11 protein-coding genes are annotated in these 14,666 nt (G+C 29.0%); 5 read left to right on the top strand and 6 right to left on the bottom strand.

Annotation, left to right across the window (positions count from 1 at the left end; all coding sequences use genetic code 11):
- Positions 1-14 precede the first annotated feature (14 nt).
- The 3 genes from I1A51_RS14615 to I1A51_RS14605 all read right to left on the bottom strand — a co-directional run bounded on the left by I1A51_RS14615 (position 15) and on the right by I1A51_RS14605 (position 5,792).
- Positions 15-2,477, bottom strand: a complete 2,463-nt coding sequence (locus I1A51_RS14615) for a TonB-dependent receptor domain-containing protein (protein WP_196895184.1) — start codon at positions 2,475-2,477, stop codon at positions 15-17.
- 885 nt (positions 2,478-3,362) lie between these two features.
- Positions 3,363-4,478: an imelysin family protein gene (locus I1A51_RS14610; protein ID WP_196895182.1), complete on the bottom strand. Its 1,116-nt coding sequence runs from the start codon at positions 4,476-4,478 to the stop codon at positions 3,363-3,365.
- A 108-nt stretch (positions 4,479-4,586) separates the two neighbouring features.
- Positions 4,587-5,792 carry a DUF4856 domain-containing protein gene (locus tag I1A51_RS14605; RefSeq protein WP_196895180.1) on the bottom strand — a complete coding sequence of 402 codons (1,206 nt, stop codon included), beginning with the start codon at positions 5,790-5,792 and terminating at the stop codon, positions 4,587-4,589.
- A 186-nt stretch (positions 5,793-5,978) separates the two neighbouring features.
- Between I1A51_RS14605 and I1A51_RS14600 the strand changes: the two genes are divergently transcribed.
- Entirely contained in the window at positions 5,979-7,514 is a 1,536-nt protein-coding gene (locus tag I1A51_RS14600; RefSeq protein WP_196895178.1) for a YifB family Mg chelatase-like AAA ATPase, read from the top strand.
- A gap of 204 nt (positions 7,515-7,718) precedes the next feature.
- On the top strand, positions 7,719-8,933 hold the full coding sequence (locus I1A51_RS14595; protein WP_196895176.1) for an aminotransferase class I/II-fold pyridoxal phosphate-dependent enzyme: 1,215 nt from the start codon (positions 7,719-7,721) through the stop codon (positions 8,931-8,933).
- A gap of 203 nt (positions 8,934-9,136) precedes the next feature.
- On the opposite strand, the gene lipB is transcribed toward I1A51_RS14595, so the two are convergent.
- Positions 9,137-9,838 carry a lipoyl(octanoyl) transferase LipB gene (lipB, locus tag I1A51_RS14590; RefSeq protein WP_196895174.1) on the bottom strand — a complete coding sequence of 234 codons (702 nt, stop codon included), beginning with the start codon at positions 9,836-9,838 and terminating at the stop codon, positions 9,137-9,139.
- A 133-nt stretch (positions 9,839-9,971) separates the two neighbouring features.
- On the opposite strand from lipB, the gene gldA reads away from it, so the two are divergent.
- The gene (gldA, locus tag I1A51_RS14585; RefSeq protein WP_196895172.1) at positions 9,972-10,865 is read left to right on the top strand and encodes a gliding motility-associated ABC transporter ATP-binding subunit GldA; all 894 of its coding nucleotides are present in this window, start codon (positions 9,972-9,974) and stop codon (positions 10,863-10,865) included.
- A 294-nt stretch (positions 10,866-11,159) separates the two neighbouring features.
- Complete coding sequence (locus tag I1A51_RS14580; RefSeq protein WP_196895170.1) at positions 11,160-12,017, top strand: AraC family transcriptional regulator; 858 nt, start codon at positions 11,160-11,162, stop codon at positions 12,015-12,017.
- On the opposite strand, the gene I1A51_RS14575 is transcribed toward I1A51_RS14580, so the two are convergent.
- On the bottom strand, positions 12,008-12,364 hold the full coding sequence (locus I1A51_RS14575) for an MmcQ/YjbR family DNA-binding protein (RefSeq protein WP_196895168.1): 357 nt from the start codon (positions 12,362-12,364) through the stop codon (positions 12,008-12,010). The genes I1A51_RS14580 and I1A51_RS14575 overlap by 10 nt on opposite strands.
- On the bottom strand, positions 12,361-13,107 hold the full coding sequence (locus tag I1A51_RS14570) for a cyclase family protein (RefSeq protein WP_196895166.1): 747 nt from the start codon (positions 13,105-13,107) through the stop codon (positions 12,361-12,363). Before I1A51_RS14570 ends, I1A51_RS14575 begins: the two co-directional genes overlap by 4 nt.
- A gap of 443 nt (positions 13,108-13,550) precedes the next feature.
- Here I1A51_RS14570 and I1A51_RS14565 point away from each other — a divergent pair, with 443 nt between their 5' ends.
- Positions 13,551-14,627 (top strand): bifunctional 3-deoxy-7-phosphoheptulonate synthase/chorismate mutase type II, encoded by a 1,077-nt coding sequence (locus I1A51_RS14565; protein WP_196895164.1) that lies wholly within the window; start codon positions 13,551-13,553, stop codon positions 14,625-14,627.
- Positions 14,628-14,666: the final 39 nt, after the last annotated feature.

Genomic DNA, 14,666 nt, shown 5'->3' with positions numbered 1-14,666 from the left:
TGTTTTATATAAACTTAGATTTTAATCTGTAATGTTGCATAATAAGTTCTTGGCGCTGAAGGAATAATTCCTGGTCCAGGATAACCTGTCGCTCTTCTTGTGAAATAACTTTTATCTAATAAATTATTGATTCCTGTTTCCAACTTAAACATTTTATAAGTGTAAGAAAAAGATAAATCTAAAATATCATAAGAAGGAATTGGACCAACAATTCCATTGTTTACACTTGTACTTGCAGCAACTCCAGAATTTTGTGCATCTGTATATTGCTTTGATAAATAAGTATATTGTAAATTTCCTAAGAAGTTTTTATATCCGAATTTCATTCCTGCACGCATATTTACTAAAGGAATAAATTCCACTTCATTTCCTTCCACATTTGTTTCTTCCGATTCTAAATATTCAGAAGAAGTAATTGCTACGTTTGAGAAAATATTCCACTGAAATTCTTCTTTTAAATCAAAAGTATTAATCAAATTCCAATCTAAAAGCGATTCAAATCCATAAATAAATGCTTTTCCAATATTCTTACGCTCATGATCTCCTTTGTTTGGACCTTCGCTAACTAAAACAATTCCAATTCTATTATCATATAAAAGTCCGAAACCACCAATATCATAAGAAAAAGCATTATTAATTCTTCCTCGAATTCCAAAATCTCCTGTAAATCCTTCCTCATCTTTGATATCTGGATCTACAATAAACGATGGATTTACTGTACGAATATCACTAAAAGTTACCGAACGATAATTTTGAGAGAAATTTCCATACATTTCTACTTTATTATTTGGTTTATAACTTGCTCCAATTCCAAGTAAAACGAAGTTTCTTGTCAACTCTCTATTATCAGGAATAATTTCTTCTAAAATTAAATTTCCTGCATTATCAAAAAGTCTTTTATAATAAGAACCTTTACTTTCTGTTTTAATATGTTCAAAACGAATTCCTGGAGTTAAAGAAAATTTATCTGTGATATTAAAGATATTTTCAGCAAAAACAGCAATATTCTCATTAGGGAAAACAAAACTTGATTTGTTTGGATATTCAGGATATAAATCATCTTTAAAAGAAAAATCTGCATCAGTTCCTTTAGATCCTGCTCCTTGTTGTTCTGAATTACTTGCTTTGTAATATTTTGTTCCAATTAAGAAAACAGATTCTTGATTTCCTAAATTATACCTAGTTAAAAGTCTCGCTTCAGCTCCCCAATTTTGATATTTTCCTTTTAACAAATCTCTTTCATAAATATAATTTCCATCCAAACCAATTGGATCTGGACTATTTACAGGTAAACCTCTATATCCAAGTGCATTTCTTTGCGCATCTAAACCAAAAACTTGTAAAGAAAAATCTGTCTTTTTTGAAAAAGTATGTTCTAGTTTAAAAGCATATAATTTCCAATCAACTTGAAACCAATTTCGACTTCTATTACTGAAATCTGAATTTTCATTAAATTGTGTATCAGTTAATCCTCCTGGTTGTTGTGCTAAATATTTTAAATAAGTAAATTCTCCAGAGATTTTTGTTTTTTCAGAAAGTTGGTAACCAATATGTGCATAAAAGTTTTTAGAATTAAAATGTGAATTTGGTCTAAATCCATCCCCTTCTTTAAAGTTGAAATAAGAATAATAACTTACTTTCCCTACGGTTCCGCTTAAACTATTAAAGCTTGTAAAAAGATTGTTTGAACCAACTGTCTGACGAGAAATTAATTCAAACTTTTTATTTGGATTTGGTTTCTTTAAAATAAAATTAATCAACCCACCGAATTGTGTTCCATATTGCAAAGAAGCAGCTCCACGAACTACTTGAATTTTTTCTAACGCTTCCGCAGGTGGTGTATAATAACTTTCAGGATATCCTAAAACATCCGCACTTATATCATAACCATTTTGTCTAGTATTAAAGTTAGAAGTTCTATTTGGATCCAATCCTCTACCTCCAACATTTAATTGCAATCCAGCATCATCATTTTCATAAATATTTAAACCAACAACTTGCGAATAAATCTGTCTAGGATTATTTGCAGCAAGATTTCCAACAGTTTGATCAACTAAAACTACTTCTGATTTTTTTCCTGCGTAAATTGCAGTTCCTTCTACAGGTTTTAATTTTTGAAGTGCAAAAACTTTTGCTTTTCTTTGGTTTAAAACAACTTCCGATAGCTGTTCTTGTAAAGGTTCTAAAGCAACTTGAATTGCTTTTCCAATTTGCAATGCAATTTTTTCTTCTTTTAATTGATATTGATAAGAAAAGAAAACCAACTCATAGTTTCCAGTTTTTAAATCATCTATTTCAAAAGATCCATCTTTTTTAGTTGTAGCTAGAAGTCCTCCAGTTTTGTTATAAATTTCAACATCTGCTACTCCATTTTTCGTTTGCGCATCAACTACTTTTCCTTTAAAAACTTCTTGCGCCAAAGCAACTGTTGACACACATAAGAAGAAAAAGAACATTTTTAAATCTCTTAGCTTCATTACTTAATAAAACCTTTATTGTTGTTTATTTTTTGTTTTGAATTCTAGAATTCAAACCGTTATCTTTTTTTATTCTAAATAAAAATATGAATTCTTGACAAAAGTAGTAGAAAGAGTTTAAATAAGAGAATAATTAAAACGTTATTTTTCCTAATTCTTTCATTTTCATGATTTTTGACAGTTTTAGCAACATCTCAATTTCAATACATTAATTTTAAATATTTAAAAAAATAAAAATAGTTTATTTATCAAAATACTATCTTAAAGAACATAACGTTAAGGAATATGTACAACTTTCATTAAGTTTTGATTTATAAACAAAAAACGGTATCCATTTGAATACCGTTTTTTTAGTTAAATATTTTTAGGATTAAAAAAGCAGAAATAGCTAAAAGAAAAATACTGAGAAGTATATCTTTTTTATTTGTTTGCTTTTTATCTAGATAAAATACGATTCCTATGATTAATAAAATTACTTTCATTAAAATAACAGGAAAACTAAGGGAGAACAAATAACGATTTATTAATTGAATATCTAAGTTGAGAAATTCATTTACATAAAGCGTAGAAAAAAAGAGTAAGATAAGCATGCTAATGCTAAGAAGTCTTTTTGTTTTTAGTTCTTGTCTCATAGTATCGATATATAAGTCTAACTAATGTAGCAAAAAATTAAAAACATCCTACTTAAAAGGAAGATAAATTTTAACATTATCCAAAAGCTGTTAAAAAATATGATATTGATTTTCAATAATTTGAATTATTCATTTTTTTCTTGATAAAAAACGAACCAAAAAATAGGTCAATTAAATTTTGAAACAATTTTCAAATAAAAAAGAGGATTATAATTAATCCTCTTTTTTATTTTTTATAACTATTAACTAAAATTTAATCTCCATCAGCATCGCTATAATCAACTGAAATACTCATTGCAGACATCATGTCTACTTTTAATAAAAGAACTGCTTTTTGAACTTCGTCGTATAATCCCAACATTTTTGCTTTATCATTTGTAATCTGATTTGCAAAATTAGCATCAACTGACTGAGAAAAAGTTCTTGCAGATTCCCATTGATTATTGATTGCAACATCTAAGTTTTCACCATTTTTCTTTGCATTTAAAGCAACTAAATATGATTTTAAACTTTCTCCAGTTGTTGCAGATGTATAATGTTTACCATTGAAGAAATTTTGTACAGCAGTTAAAGCTTCTTCGAAAAGCATTTTAGAATTTACTGCACTATAATATCCTTCTACCTTTTCTGGTAATGCTGTAGTTGAGAAAACTCCAACAGGAATACCAATTTTTCCAGCTCTTAAAAATTTCTCATAATAGAAAACATATTTGTTTACCATTGTGTTTACAGAACTTGAAGCTGTTCCTCCATTGTTATTTACAAAATCATTTCTAAAAGTACCTTTCCAATCTGCTACAACCTCATCTGTTAATGTTTTCATTCTTGAAACAACAGCTGTTAAATAATCTTTATATCCAGCAGCTTTTGGTCCAGTTGTAAAATGAATTTCATAAGAAATAGCAGCATCTGAAATTCCATATAATAAATAATCTAAAGCAGGAAAACCTTGTGCATCATAAGTAGATGGTAATTGTAAGTTGTAAGTTCCAGATGTTACAAAACCTTCAATTTTCGTTGCTGAAGTTGGGTAAATATTCATAAAATTTCTAAAAGTCAATTCTTCAGACTTCCCAATTTCATACATAGAAACGTGTTGCCAAATTTTGTAAGCATTTAACCAAGAAGTTCTTAAGCTTTCTAAATTTTCAGCAGTAGCATCTGCAACAAAAGCTTCTGTTTTCTGGTTTAAATCGTTCATTTTTGATTGAAAATCTTCGTAAGATGGAATAATGATATTGTCTGCCCAATTTTCCAACATTACTTTTCTATCAAAATTATCTGTTCCATTTCCATTCGATCCACTATCATCCGACCCACAAGAAATTGCTAGAACAGCAATAAGTAAGAATAAAACTTTTTTAATCATTTTTTGAATTTTTACCTTTATTTTAATTCACCGAAAATATGAATTTCCTATATACAAAAAAACTTGTTTAAAGCTTTTAACTTCAAACAAGTTTAATTTTTTTATGAATTATTTTGCTTGCTCAACAGTGAAGCTGAATTTTGCAGCAATTTCATTAGAAAGTTCTTCTAACGTAGCAGGAGTTACATCCCATAATCCGTTTGTACCTGCCATTAATTTGTTAATCATTGTTTCTACTTCTGCTTTCGTAAAGTAAGGTTGATTAGTTCCTGATTTTCTTGTAAACTGTAAACTATAGATAAATCCATATCCTTCAGATAAATCATGGAAAGCAGTTCCCATTTGATTTGCTTCAATAGCAGTTTTACCAGCTTGTAAATAGTGAACAGCTCTTACAGCAACAACTTTAGAAATTGCTTCTCTAATAATTGCAGCTTGTGCATCACGAGCTCCGTAATCTTTTGCTACAATTGCAGCTCTACCTTTTTTGAAAGCATTAAAAATTTCATCAGCGATTCCAGCAAAATCAGCATCAGAATTTACTTTTCCGATATATTTATTTAAGAAACTATCATCGTCTCCAATTGTAGTATTTGGTGTTGCTGGGTTTTGAGAAGCTCCGTAAATGTATCCATAAGCTTCATCCCACTTATGCTCCATTGTTGTATAAGTTTTCCCTTCTGCAACAGTTCCATTATTATTGTCTTCAACATTAGTTCCTGCATCTAAAACACCATCACCTAAATAGTTGTTTAATGCTTGGTCAGTCATTAATGCTCCGATTAAACTTTTACCAAAAACTTGGTTAAATTCTAATCCTTTTCCATTCACATAACGCGTGCTAGTTCCATCAGCAATTTGTCCTGCTGTTCCAGCTGCTGCTAATTGATCCCAATTTGGATAAACTTCTGTTACTTGTTTTGAAATCCAAGAATCAAACATTTCTTTGATTGCAGTTGCATCCGATTGATTATTTGAAAAGAAATCGTTTGAAGCTGCTGATTTACTTCTTACATTTTTACTTGAAGCATTTAAATCTGCATCCGAAAAATCTGCATTTCCTTCTTCATGAGCGAACATTCCATCTAATTGAGCTTCCGTATAGCTTGGATCTTTCAATTTAGAAATTATTTCTTCAGCCATTGCTATTCTAGTAGTTTGACCACTAAAACTTACAGTTGAACTTCCTTCTCTTGCGAATGTATAAGTATCTGGAACTTCAAATCCTGTTGTTGTATTGTTATCATCATCAGAAGAACATGCTGTGAAGAATAACGTTGAAAGTGCTACCGTAGATAATATGATTTTTTTCATTTATGTAAGACTTTAAAAGAAAATTAATTATTGAACATTTGCGGACAAATATATAGACTAATTCTAAATTAATGAAATTTATTTAGAATAAATTAAAATAATATGATTTTTGTCAGATTACTGATTTTCAGTGATTTATTATGTTTTTTAGAAAATTTTAGTATTTTTATCAAAAATCTATGAAAAATGTTAACAAAAATCTATGGAAGTGCCGTTTACGGTATTGAAGCCACAACTATTACTGTAGAAGTAAATATTGCAAAAGGAATCGGATATCATTTGGTTGGATTACCAGACAATGCTATCAAAGAAAGCAGTTATCGAATTACTGCTGCGTTACAAAACAATGGATATAAATTACCTGGAAAAAAAATCACAATTAATATGGCTCCCGCTGATATGCGAAAGGAAGGTTCTGCATATGATGTAACTTTAGCCATAGGAATTCTCTTTGCTTCCAATCAAATTCAATCAGAAATTATTGAAGATTATATTATTATGGGAGAACTTTCTTTAGATGGAAGTTTACAACCAATTAAAGGTGCTTTACCAATTGCAATTAAAGCAAAAGAAGAAGGATTTAAAGGTTTTATTTTACCAAAACAAAATGCAGAAGAAGCAGCAGTTGTCGATGGATTGGATATTTTAGGTGTTTCAAATATTTTAGAAGTTATTCAGTTTTTTGAAGGAGATTTAGAAATTACTCCTACTATATATAATATAGAACAATCAATTCAAGATTCTTTAGAAAATTTAGATGCAGATTTTTCTGATGTAAAAGGACAAGAATCTATTAAAAGATGTATGGAAATTGCTGCTGCTGGTGGACATAATATTATATTAATTGGTCCTCCAGGTGCAGGGAAAACAATGTTAGCAAAACGACTTCCTTCTATTTTACCTCCAATGACGATGAATGAAGCTTTAGAAACTACAAAAATTCATAGTGTTGTAGGAAAAACCTCAAATATTGGTTTAATGAAAAATAGACCTTTTAGAAATCCACATCATACAATTTCAGATGTTGCTTTGGTTGGTGGCGGACAATATCCGCAACCTGGAGAAATTTCTTTATCACATAATGGTGTTTTATTTTTAGATGAATTGCCAGAATTTAAGCGTTCGGTTTTAGAAGTAATGCGACAACCATTAGAAGATCGAGAAGTAACAATTTCAAGAGCGAAATTTACAATCACATATCCAAGTAGTTTTATGTTAGTTGCAAGTATGAATCCAAGTCCTAGTGGATTTTTTAATGATGGAAATAGTAATATGACATCTTCACCAAGTGAAATGCAACGTTATTTAAACAAAATTTCAGGACCTTTATTAGATCGAATTGATATTCACATTGAAGTTACTCCAGTTCCTTTTGAAAAATTAGCTGATAAAAGAAAAGGAGAATCCAGTTCTGAAATTCGAAAAAGAGTGATTGCATCTAGAGTTTTACAAACCATACGTTTTGAAAAAGAGGAAAATATTCATTACAACGCACAAATGAATACACGATTGATTCGTAAATTTTGTCCTTTAAGTAAAGAGAGCACTAATTTATTGAAAAATGCAATGGAAAAATTAAATCTATCTGCTAGAGCTTATGATCGAATTTTAAAAGTTAGTAGAACAATTGCAGACTTAGAAAATTCAAAAGAAATATTAGAATCTCACATTTCTGAAGCAATTCAATATCGAAGTTTAGATAGAGATGGATGGTTAGGTTAATTTTTTAAATTTTTGATTAAAAACATCTTTTAATATTGAGTTTCTATTTTTAGAACTTCTATATTTTATTACAAAAAATAAATAAAAATCATAATATTTTATCTTAACTAAAATATTATTCATAAAAATAATTTTTTTTCATAGGTCATCACCTAAATTAATTGTAATTTTTATAAATTGCGGGGAAAATTAAAAAGAGAATATATGAGCACAAAATCTGCGAATAACATACAAGACTTACAATTTTTTGGAGAATTTGGTGGGGTAAATCCATCTATTTCTGATTCAGCGACTTTCACATTTATGGCTGCAAAAACAATGCAGGATACTTTTGAAGGAGAAACAGAAGGTTGTTATTTATATTCTCGTCATACAAGTCCTAGTAATTTATACCTTTCTCAAGCTTTAGCAGCGATGGAAGGTACAGAATCAGCAAATGTTGCAAGTTCAGGAATGGGAGCTATTACTTCTACAATCATGCAACTTTGTAAAACTGGTGATCATATCGTATCTAGTAGAACAATTTATGGAGGAACTTATGCTTTCATGAAAAATTTCTTACCAAGATTAGATATTCAAACTTCATTTGTAGATATCACAAACTTAGAAAGTGTTGAGAATTCTATCAATGAAAATACAAAAATGATTTATTGTGAAACGGTAAGTAATCCTTTATTAGAAGTTGCAAATATTGCAGAACTTTCTAAGATTGCTAAAAAACACAACTTACCTTTAGTTGTTGATAATACTTTTTCACCTTTAATTGTAAATCCACAAGATTTAGGAGCAACTATTACAATTCATAGTTTAACGAAATTTATCAATGGAACAAACGATGCTGTTGGTGGAGTTGTTTGTGCTTCTAATGATTTCATCAATTCTTTAAAAGATGTAAATGATGGAGCTGCAATGTTATACGGACCAGTAATGGATAGTTTACGTGCTGCAAGTATTTTGAAAAACATGCGTACACTTCCAATTCGTATCAAGCAACATAGTAAAAATGCGCTTTATCTAGCAGAAAATTTTGAAAAAGATGGATTAAAAGTGGTATATCCTGGATTAAAAAGTCATAAAGATCATGAACTTTTTAACTCGATGAGAAATGAAGAATTTGGATTTGGAGGATTATTAACTGTAGATGTTGGTTCTCTTGCAAAAGCAAATCAATTAATGGAGTTAATGCAAGATAGAAACTTAGGTTACTTAGCTGTAAGTTTAGGATTCTACAAAACATTGTTTAGTGCTCCTGGTTCAAGTACATCATCAGAAATTCCAGAGGAAGAACAAAATGAAATGGGATTATCGGACGGAATAATTCGTTTTTCAATCGGATTAGACCACGATATCGAAAGAACTTATAACGAAATGAAAAAATGCATGGAAGAACTTGAGATTCTTTCAGCGACCGTATGTTAACAAGTAGTTGTTAACTGTTTTATCTATCATGTTTTAAGAAATTGTCTATTTTATAGGCAATTTCTTTTTTTATATACATACTACTTTGATACTGTCTAATTTCAGTGTTATATTTTCTTCGTTTTAATTAATTCAAATGAAACACTTTAAAAAATATAATTATAATGAAAACAAAGATACTTTTATGAAAAAAATACTGAAGATTACTCCCCAATTATTTCAGCTTCAAAAAGTGATTTAAAGTGTTTAAGTATTTTATTCTGAACTTCCTCCATTGGAATTTTCTTATTTAATTCAGCTTCCATAGAAGTGACTGCTTTATCTTTAATGCCACAAGGAATTATATTATCAAAATAACCCAAATTAGCATTTACATTTAAAGCAAATCCGTGCATTGTCACCCAACGACTACTTTTTACTCCCATCGCACAAATCTTTCTAGCAAAAGGCGTTCCAACATCTAACCAAACTCCGGTTTCTCCTTCACTTCTTACACCTTTTAGCCCATATTCGGCAATCGTCAAGATTATTGCTTCTTCTAGAAAGCGTAAATATTTATGAATATCAGTAAAAAAATTATCTAAATCTAAAATTGGATATCCAACAATTTGTCCTGGACCATGATACGTTATATCACCTCCACGATTAATCTTATAAAACTTCGCTCCTTTTTCTTCTAATTGTTGTTCATTTAGAAGTAAATTAGACATATCGCCACTTTTACCAAGCGTATAAACATGTGGATGTTCTACAAACAATAAATAATTTGGAGTTGGCACATTTTCATCATTTCGTCTATTGGAAATTTTAGTATCTAAAATTCCTTGAAATAATTCTGTTTGATAGTCCCAAGTTTCCTTATAATCTTTTTCTCCCAGATTAATATACTTTATTTGCTTATTCATTGTTTATACTAAGTAAAATTTGCTTAAAAGCTTTTAAGAGCTGCAAATTTCAGAAAAAAAATTAACATAAGTAAAAGCATTGGCATTTTAACATTAATTTATAAAATGTATTTTTGCTAAAAACAAGTAAAATATGGCAATAGAAGTAGTAAATCTTTCCAAAGAATACGGAACACAAACCGCTTTGAATAATATTAATTTTTCCATTGGAAAAGGTGAAATTGTAGGGTTTTTAGGACCAAATGGTGCAGGAAAATCTACTACGATGAAAATTCTAACTGGCTATATTAAAGCTACTAATGGAAATGCTTCTATCAATGGAATTCCTGTAACTGAAAATATATTGGAAGTCCAAAAACATATTGGATATTTACCAGAACATAATCCACTTTACTTGGAAATGTATGTAAAAGAATATTTACTTTTTCATGCAAGAATTCATAAAATTTCAAAATCAGAAATTTCAAAAATTATTGAAAAAGTTGGTTTAACTCCTGAATCTCACAAAAAAATCGGTCAATTATCTAAAGGATATCGTCAAAGAGTTGGCCTTGCAGCAGCAATGTTACACGAGCCAGATGTATTAATTTTAGATGAACCAACTACAGGTTTAGATCCAAATCAATTAATTGAAATTCGCGATTTAATCCGTGATTATGGAAAAACTAAAACCGTTTTATTCTCCACACATATTATGCAAGAAGTAGAAGCTGTTTGTGATCGTGTTATCATTATTAACAAAGGAGAAATTGTTTTAGATAAAAAAATGCAGGAATTAAAAGAAAATCAAGATCAAATAATTGAAGTAGAATTCGATTATCAAATTGAAAGAAGGTTTTTAGAAAAAATTCCAAATTTAAAATCTGTTGACAATATCTTTGATACAACTTGGCAATTTGTTTTTAATACATCAGATGATATGCGTTCAATGATTTTTGATTTTGCACAAGAAAATGGATTGAAAATTTTGAAAATGGATAGTAAAAATCAAAATTTAGAAAGCTTATTTACGGAGCTTACAAGCTAATTTTATAAAAAACAGAGGTTGTATTATTTTAAATACAACCTCTAATGAAAATCATTTTTTACTAATTTTTATTTTTTTAAAAGAATCCTACAACTTTTATAATATTTCAGAATATGACTTTCATTTTGTAATATATTTTTATTTTTTCTTACAAATCATTATAACAAATATAATTTATTCTTCTAACAAATTAACACAACATTTTTAACAAATACAAATACTATTTTAACTTTTTTTATTGCATATCTCCTTTTTTTTAACAATTTTTGTAGAAACCTAATAAGATAAAGTTCTATGAAAATAATACCTTTCAAAGTTTCTAAAGCTATCACAGAAACTATTGTTATCCAAAGAGATTATGGTAGTCACTTTTATAATCATCTTCACCAGCATTCAGAAATTCAAGTGACTTTAATTCTTAAAGGTGAAGGAACTTATATCATTGGTGATGCAATTGGTAACTTTAAACCTCTCGACTTATTTATTATTGGTGAAAAATTACCTCATGTTTTTAAAACCGATACCAATGAACAAAGCGACCGATGCGAGATGATTTCCATTTACTTTTCTCCCACTTCATTTGGAAGTCATTTTTTCGAACTGCCTGAAATGATTCACTTAAATCCAATCTTAAACGACTCACTTAGAGGTGTCAAAATGAATAATATTGACAAATCTATCATTCGAAGAATTAAACAAATTGAGTTTTTAAACAACTTTCAAAAATTTGTTTCTTTCTTAAATATAATGAGCGATTTATCAACTATTGAAAGTAATAAATATGTACTTTCTTCTTTAATAGTTGAAAAGCAATATTCTGAGGAAGAAGAGTTGAGAATGGATGAAATCATTCAGTTTACATTAAGAGAATTTCATCGAAATATCACGCTAGAAGAAGTAGCAAATATTGCAAATATGACACCGAATGCTTTTTGTAGATATTTCAAACAAAGAACAAACAAAACCTTTATCAATTTTCTAACAGAATTAAGAATTGGAAATGCTTGTAAATTATTATCCAAAAGAAACGAGTTAAATATCATGGATATTTGCTACAAATCTGGTTTTAATAATTTGGCTAATTTTAATCGAAAGTTTAAAGATATCAAAGGAATGACACCATCTAAATATCGACAAACGCATTATAAATAACCAAATTCTTCCTTTTCTCTCCTAGATAATCCTTCTATTACGCATTCATATGAATGATCAATTAGGTGTTTTAAAAACTCATTGGATAACCTTCCCTCAAAGTCGATTGTATTCCAATGTTTTTTATTCATATGATATCCTGATGTAATTTCATCATAAACTTCACGATATTCAATCGCTTTATCAGGATCGCATTTTAAATTTACTTTCATCGGATATTCATCCAAAGTAGTTATTGCAAAAACTTTTCCTGCAACTTTAAATACTAGTGTTTTTTCATCAAAAGGAAATCCTTCTGTTACATTTGATTTTTTAAGGCAATATTCTCTTAACGCTTCTATGTTCATAATTTTATCTTATATAAAATTGGTTTGCTTGGCGAGGCATCATTTTCAAACGATGCAATTTGTAAATTCATAAAAAACAAACCATCTTTTACTTCAGTTGGAACATAAATGAATTCTGTAATTGTCGCATCTAACCTTCTCTCTCCTTCAAAATTCCAAAATGCTTTATGCGCCACCAATTTCCCTTCATCCTTCTCTTTATCTACAGATGGTAAGTCAATTAATAAATGCTTTATCTGCTTCTTTCTTAAAAATAAAGCAGCTTCTTCTGTTAGGTATGCGGGGTTGGTATTTGAATATTGTTTATTTAATTTTTCTGCCGTATTTGGTAAAGTTCGGATAATAATCGCTTCTTTGAAATATTGCATTTTTTCTTCTAAAATCGCTTTTGTTATCACCAAATCTTCACCTATTTCTTCAGGTTTCACAGTAATTAATTCTGCTAAAAAATGAAATTCTTTTAAACAATTATTAATACTATAAAACTCTTCCGTAATATGCCCAATACACTCTGTATGTGTTCCATGGGCATGTGGATTAAAATGTATATTAAAAAAATTTGTCGATGATCCTTCTGTTACTTTTCCAATAAAATCTCCCATAACAACTGGCTCAATTTTCGGATGTGGAACATACCAAGCATTTGGCGTTTTTTCGTGTCCATAAATTGTTGTTGAAATATCAATTGGTTTTGATAAATCTACTTTATATGCTACATCATCAACATTGATTTTTATTTCCATACTCTTAAATATATAAAATTTTAGTTTTTATTTTCTGATTTTTTAACATTCAACTTAAAATTAAAAGTAAATTCTATTAAAAAATTGAAACTAATAATTAATTAAAAGAATACTCTTAAAAAATATTTATTAAAATCTCAAAATTACATACTTATTCAAAATTTATTCTTTTTTTAGTAAAAGAAATTTCCTTTATTTTAATCATTCATTTTTCCAAAAATCATGTTAAAATAAAGAGTAACTTCTTGCAATTAATTAATTTATAATTATTTTTGCGAGAAATTAAACAGTAATGATATATAATAACACTTGGTGGAGCTACTCTAAATTTTATCCCAACAGATAAAGGAGGCTATGCTATGGTGTATTATAAAATAAACTAAAGTCTCGATTTATCGGGACTTTTTTTGTATAATAGATTTTCAAAAAGTAAGTAAATAATAATGGAGAATACAGCAACTTTTAAAACATGGTTAGAAGGAATGCAACTAGAACATCCTCTAGTAATTGCAGGTCCTTGTAGTGCTGAAACGGAAGAGCAAGTTTTGCAAACAGCACACCAATTAAAAAATACGGACACCAATGTTTTTAGAGCTGGAATTTGGAAACCTAGAACAAGACCAGGACAATTTGAAGGAGTTGGTGAAATTGGTTTGAAATGGTTACAAAAAGTTAAAGAAGAAACTGGACTTTTGGTTACAACAGAAGTTGGAACTGCTGATCATGTTGAGAAAGCTTTACAACATGATATTGATATTTTATGGGTTGGTGCAAGAACAACTGTAAATCCTTTTGCTGTGCAAGAAATTGCAGATGCTTTAAAAGGAGTTGATAAAACAGTTTTAATCAAAAATCCTGTAAATCCTGATTTATCTTTATGGCTAGGAGCTGTTGAACGAATTAAAAATGCAGGAATCCAGCAACTTGGAGTTATTCACAGAGGTTTTTCTACATATCAAAAAACAGAATATAGAAATAATCCAAAATGGCAAATCGCTATTGAATTAAAAAAGGAATTTCCTGATTTACCAATGATTTTAGATCCTTCTCATATTTGCGGAAGAAGAGATACTATTTTCGATACTTGCCAAATGGCTTTAGATTTAAGGTATGAAGGATTAATGATTGAAACACATATCGATCCAGATAATGCTTGGAGCGATGCAATGCAACAAATTACTCCAAATAGATTGTCTGAAATTACGAAAGATTTAAAAATTAGAATTGATAATACAAACGAAAAAGATTATCAACATAAAATTAAAGCTTTCCGAAAAGATTTAGATGTTTTAGATAAAAACCTTTTGGATTTATTGGCACACAGAATGGGAGTTGCAAGTAAAATTGGTCGTTTAAAACACGAAAAGAATGTCGCAATTCTTCAAAGTGATCGTTGGGCGCATGTTTTAGAAAAAATGATTGTAAACGGTGAGAAAAATGGATTAAGCCAAGAATTTATCGAAAAGATTTTTAAGGCAATTCACATTGAATCTATCAGTGTACAACAAAGAAGTAAATAATTTATCAAATAAAAAAGGCAGCTTATTTAGCTGCCTTTT

Origin of the sequence: Aureivirga marina (assembly GCF_015767265.1) — a bacterium.
Lineage (GTDB): Bacteria > Bacteroidota > Bacteroidia > Flavobacteriales > Flavobacteriaceae > Aureivirga > Aureivirga marina.
Note: the sequence above shows the minus strand (reverse complement) of the source record. Positions and strands in the feature narration are given on the sequence as shown.

Excerpts from the sequence above, each read along its gene's own strand:
- I1A51_RS14570 (WP_196895166.1), bottom strand. The coding sequence starts at position 13,107 with ATGGAAATAAAAATCAATGTTGATGATGTAGCATATAAAGTAGATTTA.
- lipB (WP_196895174.1), bottom strand. The coding sequence starts at position 9,838 with ATGAATAAGCAAATAAAGTATATTAATCTGGGAGAAAAAGATTATAAG.
- I1A51_RS14595 (WP_196895176.1), top strand. The coding sequence starts at position 7,719 with ATGAGCACAAAATCTGCGAATAACATACAAGACTTACAATTTTTTGGA.
- I1A51_RS14580 (WP_196895170.1), top strand. The coding sequence starts at position 11,160 with ATGAAAATAATACCTTTCAAAGTTTCTAAAGCTATCACAGAAACTATT.
- I1A51_RS14605 (WP_196895180.1), bottom strand. The coding sequence starts at position 5,792 with ATGAAAAAAATCATATTATCTACGGTAGCACTTTCAACGTTATTCTTC.
- I1A51_RS14565 (WP_196895164.1), top strand. The coding sequence starts at position 13,551 with ATGGAGAATACAGCAACTTTTAAAACATGGTTAGAAGGAATGCAACTA.
- I1A51_RS14575 (WP_196895168.1), bottom strand. The coding sequence starts at position 12,364 with ATGAACATAGAAGCGTTAAGAGAATATTGCCTTAAAAAATCAAATGTA.
- gldA (WP_196895172.1), top strand. The coding sequence starts at position 9,972 with ATGGCAATAGAAGTAGTAAATCTTTCCAAAGAATACGGAACACAAACC.
- I1A51_RS14610 (WP_196895182.1), bottom strand. The coding sequence starts at position 4,478 with ATGATTAAAAAAGTTTTATTCTTACTTATTGCTGTTCTAGCAATTTCT.
- I1A51_RS14600 (WP_196895178.1), top strand. The coding sequence starts at position 5,979 with ATGTTAACAAAAATCTATGGAAGTGCCGTTTACGGTATTGAAGCCACA.
- I1A51_RS14615 (WP_196895184.1), bottom strand. The coding sequence starts at position 2,477 with ATGAAGCTAAGAGATTTAAAAATGTTCTTTTTCTTCTTATGTGTGTCA.